The organism is Streptomyces sp. NPDC005303 (assembly GCF_040607335.1).
In the GTDB taxonomy this organism is placed as follows: domain Bacteria; phylum Actinomycetota; class Actinomycetes; order Streptomycetales; family Streptomycetaceae; genus Streptomyces.
The window spans coordinates 1-13627 of the sequence record NZ_JBEXGM010000050.1 but is presented as its reverse complement, the minus strand read 5'-3'; the positions used below and the strand labels follow the sequence as shown (position 1 = coordinate 13627).

General features: G+C 65.8%; 12 protein-coding genes and 2 pseudogenes. 10 read left to right on the top strand and 4 right to left on the bottom strand.

Annotated elements, in window-relative coordinates:
- Positions 1 to 57 precede the first annotated feature (57 nt).
- Entirely contained in the window at positions 58 to 741 is a 684-nt protein-coding gene (locus ABZT93_RS37850) for a hypothetical protein (RefSeq protein WP_356113231.1), read from the top strand.
- Positions 742 to 932: 191 nt separating this feature from the next.
- On the opposite strand, the gene ABZT93_RS37845 is transcribed toward ABZT93_RS37850, so the two are convergent.
- Positions 933 to 1073, bottom strand: a complete 141-nt coding sequence (locus tag ABZT93_RS37845; protein WP_356113229.1) for a hypothetical protein — start codon at positions 1071 to 1073, stop codon at positions 933 to 935.
- A gap of 564 nt (positions 1074 to 1637) precedes the next feature.
- On the opposite strand from ABZT93_RS37845, the gene ABZT93_RS37840 reads away from it, so the two are divergent.
- The 4 genes and pseudogenes from ABZT93_RS37840 to ABZT93_RS37825 all read left to right on the top strand — a co-directional run bounded on the left by ABZT93_RS37840 (position 1638) and on the right by ABZT93_RS37825 (position 4322).
- Positions 1638 to 2339 (top strand): hypothetical protein, encoded by a 702-nt coding sequence (locus tag ABZT93_RS37840; RefSeq protein ID WP_356113228.1) that lies wholly within the window; start codon positions 1638 to 1640, stop codon positions 2337 to 2339.
- An 859-nt stretch (positions 2340 to 3198) separates the two neighbouring features.
- Entirely contained in the window at positions 3199 to 3597 is a 399-nt protein-coding gene (locus tag ABZT93_RS37835; RefSeq protein WP_356113226.1) for a hypothetical protein, read from the top strand.
- Positions 3594 to 3785: pseudogene (locus ABZT93_RS37830) on the top strand (PT domain-containing protein); the annotation flags it as partial. The gene ABZT93_RS37835 and the pseudogene ABZT93_RS37830, both read left to right, overlap by 4 nt.
- Before the next feature lie 21 nt (positions 3786 to 3806).
- Positions 3807 to 4322: a peptidase inhibitor family I36 protein gene (locus ABZT93_RS37825; protein WP_356113261.1), complete on the top strand. Its 516-nt coding sequence runs from the start codon at positions 3807 to 3809 to the stop codon at positions 4320 to 4322.
- A gap of 642 nt (positions 4323 to 4964) precedes the next feature.
- Here ABZT93_RS37825 and ABZT93_RS37820 read toward each other — a convergent pair.
- Complete coding sequence (locus ABZT93_RS37820) at positions 4965 to 5087, bottom strand: hypothetical protein (protein ID WP_356113259.1); 123 nt, start codon at positions 5085 to 5087, stop codon at positions 4965 to 4967.
- Between the two features lie 265 nt (positions 5088 to 5352).
- Here ABZT93_RS37820 and ABZT93_RS37815 point away from each other — a divergent pair, with 265 nt between their 5' ends.
- The 5 genes from ABZT93_RS37815 (at position 5353) to ABZT93_RS37795 (ending at position 12672) form a co-directional block, all read left to right on the top strand.
- The gene (locus ABZT93_RS37815) at positions 5353 to 5940 is read left to right on the top strand and encodes a sigma-70 family RNA polymerase sigma factor (RefSeq protein ID WP_356113224.1); all 588 of its coding nucleotides are present in this window, start codon (positions 5353 to 5355) and stop codon (positions 5938 to 5940) included.
- A complete protein-coding gene (locus ABZT93_RS37810; RefSeq protein WP_356113222.1) occupies positions 5937 to 6551 on the top strand; it encodes a hypothetical protein in 615 nt (204 codons plus the stop codon). The genes ABZT93_RS37815 and ABZT93_RS37810 overlap by 4 nt, the downstream gene beginning before the upstream one ends.
- Positions 6552 to 6856: 305 nt before the next feature.
- Positions 6857 to 6994 (top strand): hypothetical protein, encoded by a 138-nt coding sequence (locus tag ABZT93_RS37805; RefSeq protein WP_356113221.1) that lies wholly within the window; start codon positions 6857 to 6859, stop codon positions 6992 to 6994.
- A gap of 1293 nt (positions 6995 to 8287) precedes the next feature.
- A complete protein-coding gene (locus tag ABZT93_RS37800) occupies positions 8288 to 12187 on the top strand; it encodes an SGNH/GDSL hydrolase family protein (RefSeq protein ID WP_356113219.1) in 3900 nt (1299 codons plus the stop codon).
- Positions 12188 to 12267: 80 nt separating this feature from the next.
- A complete protein-coding gene (locus tag ABZT93_RS37795; RefSeq protein ID WP_356113217.1) occupies positions 12268 to 12672 on the top strand; it encodes a hypothetical protein in 405 nt (134 codons plus the stop codon).
- A gap of 253 nt (positions 12673 to 12925) precedes the next feature.
- Here ABZT93_RS37795 and ABZT93_RS37790 read toward each other — a convergent pair.
- Together ABZT93_RS37790 and ABZT93_RS37785 are read right to left on the bottom strand one after the other, a co-directional pair.
- Positions 12926 to 13081: pseudogene (locus ABZT93_RS37790) on the bottom strand (hypothetical protein); the annotation flags it as partial.
- A 191-nt stretch (positions 13082 to 13272) separates the two neighbouring features.
- Positions 13273 to 13627 (bottom strand): restriction endonuclease (locus ABZT93_RS37785; RefSeq protein ID WP_356113215.1); only part of this gene is annotated, 355 nt, incomplete at its 5' end.

Below are 13627 nucleotides of genomic sequence, written 5' to 3'. Positions count from 1 at the left end.
CGCGACCGACTTCGCCTCGACGCCGCAATGGAGGGCCTGGCAGCCACCTTCCGGGGGATGACCGCCCACCCCGACGAGCACAACTGCGAGTGCCACTGGGGCAGCGCGGAAGATCTTGCCCAGCTCAAGGTGGCGGACACGGAGCTGGACCCCGACCTCCTGCAGCGCACATGGGAGGCCATCGACTGGAGCGATCACGCATCCGTCCTCCGCAGGATTCTGCCCCAGTTCGCCACGGCCCTCGTCAGCGGCCTGATCGAGCCCCTCTTCGGCATGGAAACGGTCGGGCGCTCGTTCGCACTCGGCCACTGGCAGCAGTGGCCTGCTGACCAGGCCGCGGCAGTCGAGGAATTCCTGCGCGCCTGGTGGGCGCACACGCTCACCGATCCAGATCCCGCCGTACCCGCGTACGAGGTCCTCATACTGAGCGCCGAGGCATCGGGCGCGCTGAGCCCGTGGCTCCACACCTGGGAAGTGCTGACCGGACCCGCGGCCGACCAGCACTTGGCCGAAGCGGCGAAGCAGTGGGAGTACGACCTGCTCGGTGACCAACTGCCCTGGGACGCCTGGGAGAACGGGGAGGAGATGCGCGCCGAGCTGACCGGCTGGCTGGTCCGCCATGCTCCAACCCGGCTACGTGCCATCGGCGCATCCGAAGAACTGCTTCACCGGATACGGCTGCTCGGGGTCACCGGTCTTGACCGCTGGGAGGACCCGCACTGGCCCGGCCACCGCTACTGATCCACCGAACGCGTGATGCCCCCGACTGCGTAGAAGCAGGTACGCCGGGGCGGGCCGCATCACAAAATCTCCGACAGAGCCCGTATTTCCCCATCGTGAGCGTCAGCTTCCCCGCGCAGGCGTTCGCCCCGTCGTCACACCATCGTGGTCGTTTCTCGACCGACCGGAGGGTGAGGCCAGGTTCGGACTGGTCAGTGCCAGTCGGATGCCGGCTGGTCGACTCGACCGCCCTTGTGAGGCGTGGGGATGCAGTCGCAAGCACCGCCGGGCAGGGCGGCGACACACGCCGCCGAGCAGGCGCTGACCAGCAGGGGCAGTACGTCAGTGGTCACGCGCAGTGAGATCCACACCTGGCGGAGTCCGCTCTGTTCGATCGGGCAGTCGCAGACACTGCAGCTGTGGATGGCGGTGGGGCCCCAGTTCCGAGGATCCAGGTTTCCCGGATCGAGGTCGGCGACGGAGTCCGGGGAAGGCCGTAGATGCGGGAACGGCGGTCGCAGTTGTATTTGCCGAACAACGCGCGTGTGCTCACCGAGCTGCGGGTCAGCCTTCCAGCATCGGGTGATCTCGTGGGGGAACCAGTGCAGCCGGTAGCCGTCACCACAGGCGGCAGTGGGACCGGGCTGATGCCGACGCCCCGAAAATCACCGACAAGTCGCGGGATATGCTCCACAGATGGGTGACAGGTACACCCAGACCGCGCGCGCTCACAGCTGGGTCCCGTGCCGTTTGCTGCTGACAGCCAATGGCACGACCTGACAGGACGGGCAATATTTACCCTGCCGCCGCAAGGCGATGGGGAATCCCCAAAGGCACAGCCTGCGCGGCTCCGGCAATGGAAACGCCCATCCCCAACGGCCCGCGCACAGCAGCCTTCCCAACAACCGAGGCGCCACATGAACTTCCGAACCGCAGCGATCCTGGCCACCGCGATAAGCGCCCTGGCCCTGACTGGCTGCGCCAGCGGCAAAGATCCCGACGTGGTCGAGCAGGCCACGGGCGGCCCCGCAAAGACGACAAGCTCTCCTTCTGCCAAGCCGTCCGGCCAGCTCGTCGCCAGCGGCTTCGGTCAGCAAGACGAGTACGTGTGGGTTACTTCCCTCGTCCGCAACACCTCCCCGCATGTGGGTCAGACCGTCACCGTACAGTTCAACGTCCTCGACGCGAACAACAAGATCATCGGCAGTGAAAGCCAGGTTGAAAACTTCAGCCAGCCTGACCAGTTGCTCGTCGTCGGGACTCAGGTCGACGTCAAGCCGAATGAGAAGGCCGCGAAGGTCAAGGCCACGCTCCTCGTCGAAGACGAGGGAGCCTTCTCCACCAAGCCGTTCCCCAAGATCCCGACCAGCGCCGTCCATGTCAGCAAGGGCGAGTACGGCGATACGACCGGCACCTTCGAGGTCAGCAACCCGACCACGACGCCGCTGAAAGACGCACGCGTGGGGATCATCTGCTACGACGCGAAGCGCAACGTCACCGGCGGATCCTCCGAATACCCCGACCTCGTACCCCCGTCCGGGAAGATCCGCGTCGAGTCCACCCTCAACACGCTGGGCATTCCCGCCACATGTGACGCCTACGCGGCACCCGGCATCTGACCAGGCCGCCCTTCCGGACCTCTCCCTTGGCCCTCGGCGACGCCCGCCCGTGATCGCGAGGGCGCCCACGGGCGCCCTCGACTGGCAGGCCGTTTCCGGGGGGAAGCCATGGCCGATGTTCCTCTCATGAGTCCCCATCTGGCCTCTGTCGCCTCCTCCGCATATCGGGGAAACCTCAGGGGCGCGGGGACCGGTCCGTGGCGGGGTGCGGACCGTCACGGCTGCCGACGGGCCTACTTTCGGTCATCTCGCTTGAATCCGAAGTCCGCCCACCATCGGTTCTTCACCTAAAGACTGCAGCAACCGCACGGAATCTTGGTGATCGGGTGACCGGAGTGAAGTGCTGCTGTTTCACGCCACCTTGTTGATCTTCTCTTGCATATCTCAGTACCCGACTGTCTACAGTGATCCCGCTCGTCCTCGAACGCGGCTGACCACCGCTCGAACAAGGGGAGCGTATCGGAACGGCGACGGGGGGAGCCGCTTTGCGTCATCCTGTCGACGCTCCTTGCCGAAATCGGAGGGGTGCTGATGGCCGACCAGATGGTGTTGCAGGCGCAGAAATTCGTTCACGCGACGTACGGCAGCCGGACCAGTCCTTCGTGAAACTGCCGTTCACCGGCCTAAGGGACTTCTCCACGTGGGCCTCTTCTGATCTCGTTCGGTGATCAGTCGCCCACGGGCGACGACCTACGTGGTCAGTTCCGGCGCCCGCTGGGATTCCGGCCGGAGGGCTTGGCGCTCCCCGACGTAATAGGGCTGCCACCGCATCGTCGTGACGCCCGCTCACCAGTGGAGGGACCAATGGCAAGCGAACCTCGACGTCCGTCCACCACTGACCTTTTGCCATGCTGAGGCCATGAAGAGAATCCTTCCCTTATTCCTGTTGACCGTTGCGGTTCTGCTGTCGGGATGCAGCACAGAGACCGGTCCGACCGCTGCCGGCGGCCCGCCGACCACCAGCGCGTCCCCGGCCGGTAGCGACACAGATCTGGCGGCACGCTATCGCCGGGCCGGCGGAGACCCGGACGTGTACGGCATCAAGCACGCGCAGAACCGGGATGGGCTGCTGACCCTCACTGTATGGACTCGCAGGAAGTCCGACTACGGGAGCGGCTTCGACAAGTTCGACGAGACGTTGACGTCTTTCCTGGCCGGGACGGGCGTCAGCCTCCTTCAGGGCTACGTGCTCAACGTGTACGGCCCTGACGGGACCAGATTGCACCATTACGACACCACCAGGGAGAACTCCTCTTGAGACCGAGACTCTTTACGTCCACCCTCTTAGCCGCAGCTTCTGCTGGAGCCCTTCTGCTGGGTACTGCCCCGCTGGCACACGCGGAGGGACCCACTGCGGAGCCGTCAGTCACGGCAACCGAGGAGCCGACTGCAGAACCGACTGCAGAACCGACTGCAGAACCGACTGCAGAGCCAACCGGGGAGCCGACTGCAGATCCGGTGAACCCGGTGATCGCCGACTATGACGGGAAGAAGATCAACCTCGCCGAGTCATGGGAAGGCGCCAGTATATGTACGGAACTTCCCAACGGCGAGGTCCACTGCTATGACTCCAACGAGGAATCCCTGGCGGACCCAGAACTTCCGGCCCAGGTCCGTAAAGCAAGCCTCAGAGCCACCACCGATCTGACCTCTGACCCGCACGATAAATGTGCCGCCGACTACTGGTGCCTCTTTCAGGACGCCAACTACGGTGGCAGGCGCCTACAGTTCTCGAGCAGCGGCAAGAAGAATCTCGGCGACTACGGATTCCGCGACAAGCTCAGCTCGGTCTTCTACTGGGTCGGCCGCTGGTCGATCAACTACGGAACTGCGACGATCTGGGACTCGCGGTCCTGGCCGCTGCACGACCGGGAGCGTGAACTCGTCCCGCCTCACGGCTGGGCGAACTTCAAGAACATGGACTACCCAGGTGGCGGCAACTGGAACGACAAGGTCGACGTCTTCGAGGTCGAGCGTTCCTGACACGGGCGCAAGGTGCATGAACACACCGCACTGAGCCTCTTTCATCCGGGGTTTCAGGGGTGAAGCGGGCTGGTCAGCGAGATGTGTGACGGGGCAGAGCCCCTCGTTGTCGGCGTGGTGATCTCACTCATCACGCAGGCGACAGAGGGGCTCTGTTGCAGACCCGCAGGACCGGGCCCTGGGTGCAGGCACTCAGAGGTGCGGTTGATGTCGAGGAGTGCGTTGAATACGTCGCGGAGGTCGACTTTGACCAGCTACCCGGTGGGTCTGCGGTCGAGTTTGGGCTTTTCTGCAGGTCGTCAACGTCGGCTCGATTAAGGCCTATCGGCCGTCGGACAGGTCGTTGGGGGTACGGCTTTCGCTGGCTCACGCCGTAGCGTGATCGTGGATACGGCGGACGGTCCTGTTCCGCTGCTGCTGGGCGTTTCTGGATGTGCTGCACCGCTCGCACACCGGCGTCGAGGACCGGGTCCGCACCAGTGGCGACGGGACTGGACAACCTGCCCTCTACCTCCTGGGAATGAACCGTGGCTGGATGCTCGGCGTGAACCTCGCCCACGATCTCGACGCCTGGGTGCGGCTGCTGGCCGTGCACGATGACGAGGACCTGGCCGACGCCGAGCCCAACCATACGTTCCGCCCCTATGGCCGGTCCGACGACGGCGACCCGTGGCTCCGGGCCTGCGAGACCCAACTGTGCAGCGTCCCGGGATGGATACCCAGATCCTCGACCACCCCCGGAATCGGCTTCCCAGTCTCCGTCATGATCCGCAGCGCCCCCTCATGGAACTCGGCGTCGTAGATGCACTTCCTGGATGCCATGACCCCAACTATCCCGCCGGACATGCTCTCCGCAGGAGGGGAGGTGCACACGAGCGCTCGCGCACAGTGTGTACTCAGGGCAGGCTCGTGCTCCATATCACGCCCGCCGAGACGGACCGAGCCTGAATCCGTCAGAAGCTGTAAGAGATCCGGCCCGGCCGTACATCTCCCGGTTGACGGCCGTTGATGGACCGACCATGGAGGTGCTGTGAGACGACGACGAACAACCGCCGGGGAGTACGGTGACCCGGCCGGACACCGGGCCCTTGAGGCCCTCTATACGGCTCATGCTGATCGGGTCCTGGCATACCTGCTGCACCGTACGGACCGGGAGACAGCGCAGGACATCCTGTCGGAGACCTTCGTGCTGGCCTGGCGCAAGTCCGGGTCCGTACCCGACGATGCCCTGCCGTGGCTGCTCGCCTCGGCCCGGCGCCTGCTCGCCAACCGGGTGCGGTCCGACCAGCGGCACCGCGCACTGACCGAGCACTTGGCGATGATGGCCGACCGGACGGAGGCCGCGGAGATCGCGGACACGATAGGGACGCGTGCCGAGGTGGCCGCCGCGCTGTCGACGCTTTCCGAACGGGACCGGGAGGTACTCGTGCTGAGCGCCTGGTACGGCCTGACGGCCAAGCAGGCGGCCGTGGTCGCGGGCTGCACGGCCACTGCCTTCGCTGTGCGCCTACACCGGGCGCGCAAACGGTTCAGGGCAGCGCTACTCCGTGCAGGTCATGCACGGCCGGTCGATAACGCGATTTCCCACCCCCACTTCATCCAACGGGAGTCAGCATGAAGCAGAGCGTCACCAAGCACAGCCAGGCGACCGACCTTGCCGCCGTCCGTGCTCTGCGGCCCACTGGCGTCGGCACCGAAGGCTGGGCGGCGTCGGAAGACGGCCAGGCCGTCCTGCGGGGGATCCTGCTGCGCATCGAGCAGCCGCGTGCCACGGCCGGTTCGGGGAGACGTCGGCATATGCTCATGGTGGGTGCGGTCACGGCCGCACTCCTCGGGGGCGCCGCTACGGCTGCCGTAGCCACATTCGGGCCATGGGACGAGGACGGGCGCAATGTCATGTGCGCTCGCACGCTGTCACCCGAGGCGGATCTGAGCCAGCTGCCGCTCAAAGCCATGAAGGATTTCGATCCGCAGGACGCGGCGCGTTCCTGCGCGGCATCCTGGGATCGGATGTGGAACCAGCCCGCCCAGGACACAAGGTCACGGACTCCCAAGCCGACCCGGTTCGCGGCCTGCTTCTTCCCCAACGCGCAGCCTGACAGCGGCGAATCCCCGGCCACCGACGACGAGGGGGCACTCGGCGGGCCGGTGGTCTACCCAGCGGACGGCTACCCCACAAAGAAGGCAGCCTGCGCAGCCATCGGCTCCAGGCCCGTGGCCGGCGGTTGAGACCGACCGGAGACGGCTGACGCAGCTCGTTTCGAAACAGGCCGGGAGCCTCCTGGACATACGGGAATCGTGCTTTCCGTCACTGGGCGCTTTCAGAGTGGCCACAGGTCGGGTGACGGGGCGGCCTCCCGTGAGGCACGAGGCTCCTCTGCCGTTGAGAGGTGTTCCACCTCTCAACCCAATCGGGGCAGGAACCTGGTCGGTCTCCTATCCAGACGCAATCGACCTCCCGCTGGTTAAGGGCTTGGTGACGGAGTGTTCCCGGACCTCAAAGGTGCTGGTGCCTGAGGAACGGAGCAACGACGGTGACGGAACGTCACGAGCGGATCTGGGTCGGCATCGACGCCGACAAGGCCCATCGCTGGGCGGTCCGAGTCAACGCCGGCGGAGAGAAGGTGTTCCCCAGGAATCTCGTCAACTGTGAGGACGACATCCTGGCCTGAGAGTGGCGGCGTGCGAGGCGGCCTACGAGGTGCGGTGGGCGGTGGACATCTGCGGCCGGCCTCAACAAGATCCGAGTGCCGGGATCCAGACAACCTGATCAGGATGCTCCCTGACGAGGTCCCTCCGCTTTTTCAGCTTAGGACTGCAAGTGCTTACCGCGTCGCGCGAGGTGCGGATTCCGCTTAACGCTGTCGTGTGCACCCGATTCTGGTCAGGGACGTTTTCAGGGGTGCCTGTTCCGTAACGGCTGCAACTACTGTGACCTGAGCGGCGGGCAGGAGCCCTGGCCCGTTACACGCATAGAGCTCACGGGCTGCAGGCAGGCAGCCTCGTGTGCGGCACTCAATCTGGGGGGATTGTGTCTTGGGGGAACACAGGGGGTTGGAAAGCTGCCGCGCTCTCCTGCAGTCGTCTGCAGGATTTCCCTGCAGGGGGTACACCGACGCCACCGAGTGGTACACGCTCGCCGGAAGCCCGACCTCGCTCTGCCACCACGGGCTGCAAGACCTTCGTGAAGCCGTCCTCGCCACCGGCCAAGCCGGAGGCGGCGCTGAGACACCCGACATCTGCCGATGAAGCCGAGAACCTTCTACCCGGGCTTACAAGAAGGGGCGGGCCGCCCCCTCTGTACATGGCGATCCGCGACCGTACCGAGTGAACTCGCCCTGGGTGAGGGACATCTGGTCTGACGACACTCAGTCCTCTTCAACGTCGGGCATCAGCACGCGCCGTATCCTGCCCGATCATCGAAGTCGTTGGCATCGCCAACACTACCCCGGTCGCAGTATTGGAACAAACCGTCGGCATCGGGCAGCGCAAGGCAGTCGGGGCCCGGGGCTGGCACATCGCTGCGCAGCTCCTCACCTAGTCCGCGTCCCTGGGCACGCTGGGCGGACTCGGCACCGCCTTGGGCACGCTGACCGTCCTCGTCGGGCCGTCACCCGCCGGGGGGCCCCGTCATCCCGCCCACTGTCGTCGCGATCGACCCAGCCATCGGGTTGCTCACTGGCCCTCTCGCCTACCGCTATCCGGCCCGGCGAGCCGCACGTATCCAGCCCAAACAAGCTCTCCGCCGCTGAACCGGCGTCGCGCCTACCGGCATGGCTGCGGAGTTTGCCCAGTCACATTCTCTTCCGGACCTAGGGGAATCCTTGAGACCGAGACGTAGAGCACACTCGTCTCTCGCGCTTGCGGCCGCCGCGATAGCGGTCGTCGGACTCATACCAGCCGCCGCGCCGGCGTTCGCTGCCGAGGGGACACCGAACCCGTCTCCGCAACCATCCGCCCAAACCGTGCCTCCCGCCGCGGTCGATGATCCGGGCAAGAAGCTCGGCACCGGCTGGAAGAGATCCACGGACCGGGCGGTGACCAGCGCCGCCGACACCGACGGACTGAAGATCCTCGTCGCCGACTCGTCAAAGGCATACGCGTGGAGAACTGTTGCCTCCCTGGCGGAGCCGACGATGTCGGCGGACACCTGGATCGGCAACCAGTGCGTCATGGACGCAGGCCATGTCGCCGTCGTGTACGCGCCCCGCACCTTCACCAACAAGCCCGACCTCATGCAGGGTGGCGCCTTTGCAGCCGTCGTCAACACCATGACCGGCCGCGTGGTGAAGCTGCCCTTCACCGCGTCGTTGGCCTACTTCGACCCGTCCTGCAACACGGTCACGCACACGGCCGCCTTCACCGCCTTCCGTGACATGAACGACCCGGCGAAGACGAAGAGCCGGGTGGTCACGGTCAACACAGCCGGAAGGACGCTCGGTTCGGTAGAGACCGCGGGAGAGATAACCAGCGCGGTACCGGTGGAGGACGGCTCGATCGGCGCACGCGGGCGCGATCTGGTCCGCCTCGACGACGGCGGTCGGCTGACGACGCTCGCCACCGTCGACAGCCCGCCGTTCAACATCCGGCTCACCCGCGACGGGCACGTCGCTTTCCTCGACCGTCAAGGCGACTCCACCGCCCGCGCCAAACTGTGGCAAGGGCACGGCACACCTTCCGTGATTGCTTCCGGCAGGCTCGGTGACGTGGACCTGCGCCAGGGGACCGAAGGCCGGGTGTTCCTGACCGGCGAGCCCGCTCGCACCCAGCTGAAGGATTCAGGCGTCACGCTCCTGGACGCCCCCGCCGACACTGAGATCTCCACCCTGGGGCGGCTCGCCGTCGACCCTGTACTCACCCCCGGCGTGCGCCGCGGCCTTACCCGCGTCAAGGACGCGGGCAAGGACTTCGACAAGAGCACTGCGGGACCGGAGAGCCCGGTCACCGGTGCGCCGGACACCGCCAGCAGCGATGAACAGACCACCGTCACGTCGACCGCCACCACCACGGGTGCGAAGATCACGCAATCGGTGGGGCAGACCACGGCGAACAGCGGCGACACCTCCGTGTCTCCCGCCCTCACCGGCATGGCCACACCCGCCGCCCTCACCGCGGCCGACAGCCGAGCGAACGACCCGGTCGACACCGACCGCTGGTGCTCGGTGCCCCGCAACGACGTGAAATCCCAGGCGCTGCAACCCACCCCGAACCAGGTCGAGTGGGCTGTCGACATGGCCATCCGCGGCGAACTGCGCTCGAGATGGATCACGCAGGGAGGCTGGCGTGACCAGATCGGGATCGGCACCATCGACCCGCAGGGCCTCTTCCCCCGCCCGTCCCTGACCGGCGGCGGCCGTATCCCCGCCAACGTACTGCTCGGCGTGATGGCGCAGGAGTCGAACCTGTGGCAAGCCGAACCTGGCGCCGTTCCCGGCCAGATGGGAAGCCCCCTGGCCGCCTACGCCGGCTTCTACGGGCACAAGGGCGACACCTCTGCCGAGTACTGGAAGATCAACTGGGCCAACTCCGACTGCGGTTACGGCGTGGGACAGGTCACCGACGGCATGCGGATGGCGGGACACGAGAAGACGGGCGAGACCGCACTACCCGCGGCCACCCAGCGCGCGGTCGCCCTGGACTACTCGGTGAACGTCGCCGCCTCCCTGTACATCCTCGCGGACAAGTGGAATGAGCTCCACGAGGCGGCGCAGAAGATCACCGTCAATAACGACGACTCGGCGAAGCCCGAGAACTGGTTCGCCGCGCTGTGGAACTACAACCTTGGCTTCAATCCCCGCAGCGCCGAGTCAACGAATGGCAACTGGGGCCTGGGCTGGTACAACAATCCAGCCAACCCCGTGTATCCCCAGTCGCGTTCGGCCTTCATGAACACCGACATCGATCCGTACGCCGCCAAGGACGCGGCGCACCCGCAGGACTGGCCGTACGAGGAGAAGGTGCTGGGCTGGGCCGCCTGGTCCATGGACACCGGCTACTCCTATGCGACCTCCGGCCGGCAGGACTGGCCGGGCGAGTCCGGTTTCTCCTCTGCCGGCTTCCGCCCCGCCTACTGGAACGGCACGGCAGACGCCTACACCATGCCGGGCAGCGCGAAGTACAACCGGGCGCACGCCACACCGTCGCGCGACACGTTCTGCAACACCAAGAACAACTGCAATGCCGCCAGCCCGCCGGACTGCCCCAACGCCGCCTGCTACACGAAGTACTGGTGGCACGAAAGCAACACGACCTGGAAGAGCGACTGCGCCACCAGTTGTGGCTTCGAGAACATCAAGTACCAGACCCTGGCAGCAGAACCAGGACGCGGCACCCGGCTCCAGTACGGCACCCCGATCTGCGCCGGCGACTCCGCCAACAAGCTGCCCTCGGGCGCACTGATCGTGAACTCCGTACCCGACAACACGAATACCTACAGCTCGTGCGGTACGACCGGCACCGACGCCGGCAGCTTCCAGTTCACCTTCAACTCCGACGGCTCGGTCGGCTCCGGACTCGGCCAGTACGAGGCGAAGGGCGACCTGTACCAGATCGGCGGCGGATACGGCGGCCACTTCTGGTACGCCCACACCCGCAACGCCGCCCACCTCGGCGGTGGCAACGGGGCGATGACCGTCAAGGGAACCTGGACCCTGGGCCAGAACCTGAACAGCTGGGCCCGAGTGTTCGTGCAGCTGCCCGACACCGGCGCCCACACCCAGCAGGCCCACTACACCATCCACGGCGTGGCGGGTGGTGACCGGGAGCGCTACATCAACACCCACTATGGCGCGAACACCTGGGCCGAGCTCGGTGTGTACCGCTTCACGGGAACACCCCAGGTGGAGCTCACGAACACCACCGACGACGGAACGGCCGACGAGGACGTGGCCTACACCTCGATCGCCTTCCAAAAACTCCCGGGCAAGCCGCAGGACATGGTCGTCGCGATGGGCGACTCCTACACGTCCGGCGAGGGCTCGGGCGACTACTACCACGTCAGTGACCGCGACCACGGTAAGACCAGCTGGAACGCCTGTCGGCGCAGCCCGAACGCATGGCCGCGCAAGGTCACTCTCCCGAATCAGACACAGACCGTCGGGACCCTCGCGGACGGGTTCAACGCAAACCTCGACTTCCAGTTTGTCGCCTGTTCCGGAGCCAAGACCTGGCAGGCGGGGACGGGCACACCCGTCGACGGCACAGGCAAGGAGACGTGGGGCTTCGACGGAAACTTCCACGAGAAGTTCCAGACCGACTCCGGAGTGCTCAGCTCGGACACGACCCTGGTGATGCTGACCATTGGCGGAAACGATGCTCGGTTCGACAAGAAGATCCAGGCCTGTGTAATGGAGGGATGTCCTTCCGAAGCGTCAATGCAGGCCGACATCGACGCAGCCGTGACGCAAACCGGGGCGCTGCTGGACGAAATCCACAACGCGGCACCGAACGCAACGGTCTCCTTGATGGGATACCCCTTGCTGTTCAGCCGCACTGCGGCCTGTTCGACGCTGGTGAGCGCATCTCAGCGTGTCATCCTGAACAACATGGCCCAGTACTTCGAGGACAAGCAGAGGGACCTTGCCCTCTCCAAGTCTTCGGCGGGAGTGCGCTACCGGTCCCCGCAGACGGCGTTCGAGGGCAAGCGGATCTGCGACACGCCGGAAGGCATCAACGGGGTAGTGGCCGGACCGAACGGCGACGGCGACTTCCACCATGACGACGACGCGACCCAACTGTGCTGGTGGTTCTGGGGAGACAGCTGCCTCAGCCGGGAGAGCTACCACCCCAACAAGACAGGTACCACCGCCTACGCGCAGGCGTTCATGATGCTGGGACCAGCAGCGATCAGACAAGAGGACGAGTGAACCCGTCTCTTTCCTCCACCGGTGCTCCGTCGCGGTCCGACCGCGGCGGGGTACCGGCCCCCGGCTGCATGCTGGCACTCATGGTGCCCTTCATCCTCGTGCTGCTCGCCGCAGGGACGCTCATGATCATCTCCCACCGCCAGAATGACGCCAACGAACGCCATGAGAACGAGGCGCTGAATCAGATAACGAGGCATGCGCAGTCGTACGAGGACGAAGTGCAGAACGAGGCACGGAACGGCTACCCGAGCGAAGACCGGACACGTGCCATCGCCCAGCGGAACCACAGCAACCTCATCTCGTACGGGCAGTCGGACCAGTCTCTGACAACCATCGTCGAGTTCTTTGCCACGTATGAGGACACCAGCTTCTTCGGGACCTCACCCTCAAGTGCCTACCGCTGCTACACCTTCCGCTTCCAACCAGATGCCAAGGGCGGACCAAGCCGGACGACGCTTCCCCTTCAAAAATGCAATCCCACCTGAGGTGATGCCGCAGGGAGAGGGGGCGTGGCCCCGGCCGGCCCGCCCGGCCGGGGCCACCGGCGCTGAAGCGTGGCGGCGGATGTCGAGGCCACCCGCGACGGCGGTGACGATCTCCAGTCCGTGTCCGCCCACCCGGTGTGCAGGAGACGCTCGGGCAGCACCAGCTGGTGTTCGGCGCGCACGGTGGTCAGGAAGTCCGCGGTCAGGCGGCGGGCGCAGGCGAAGATGCCGGTGTCGGTATCGAAGACGGCCGTCACCTCAAGAAGGCCGGCTTACCTCTGCTGATGTCTCGCGCGCGCTCCTCCATCACTGCCAGCCACTGCTGGAATACGGCGTCTTCCTCCACCCACGCCGACAGACGGCCCCACTCCCTGATGAGGACTTCGTGCGCGATCTCCGCAGTCTCCGGGCCACCGCTGCCGAGGACGACGGGACGACCGTTCTGTCTCGCTCGTTGGTACGTCGAGTCACCAGGACGTGATCAAGGAATTAGCAGTTCAGAGGGCATTCGCACCCGTGTTTCGATGCATGATCCGTTGTTTTGTAAGGGTGTGTCATACGAGGGCATCAGCAAGGCGGATGAGGGCGTCAAGGCCGGTGTCAGCCGTCAGGGCGAGGACACCGCAGAGTTGGCCGAACAGGCGCGGAATCCTCGACGATCGCCTCGTCCGCTTGCTCGGTGATCCCGGACATGGTGAACAGCAGAGCCACCACAGTGCCGTCGAGACGGCCCAGGCGGCTGCGGACCGCATCTACGACCTTGGATCCGGCAGGCCGGCGCTCCCACTTCGCTTCGACGAGATAGTGGCGGCTGTGGGAGATGACCGCGAAGTCGGTCTGCCGGGGGCGCGCCATCCTCTGATTGTGCACGACCTGGTAGTGGGCCCGTCGAAACATCCGCTCCAGCAGTGATTCGAGCTTGTAGCCGCGGCGCTGCGTGTTGGAGTCCGACCGC

Coding starts and splice junctions, on each gene's coding strand:
- ABZT93_RS37840 (WP_356113228.1), top strand. CDS start 1,638: ATGAACTTCCGAACCGCAGCGATCCTGGCCACCGCGATAAGCGCCCTG.
- ABZT93_RS37835 (WP_356113226.1), top strand. CDS start 3,199: ATGAAGAGAATCCTTCCCTTATTCCTGTTGACCGTTGCGGTTCTGCTG.
- ABZT93_RS37850 (WP_356113231.1), top strand. CDS start 58: ATGACCGCCCACCCCGACGAGCACAACTGCGAGTGCCACTGGGGCAGC.
- ABZT93_RS37795 (WP_356113217.1), top strand. CDS start 12,268: ATGGTGCCCTTCATCCTCGTGCTGCTCGCCGCAGGGACGCTCATGATC.
- ABZT93_RS37820 (WP_356113259.1), bottom strand. CDS start 5,087: ATGACGGAGACTGGGAAGCCGATTCCGGGGGTGGTCGAGGATCTGGGT.
- ABZT93_RS37810 (WP_356113222.1), top strand. CDS start 5,937: ATGAAGCAGAGCGTCACCAAGCACAGCCAGGCGACCGACCTTGCCGCC.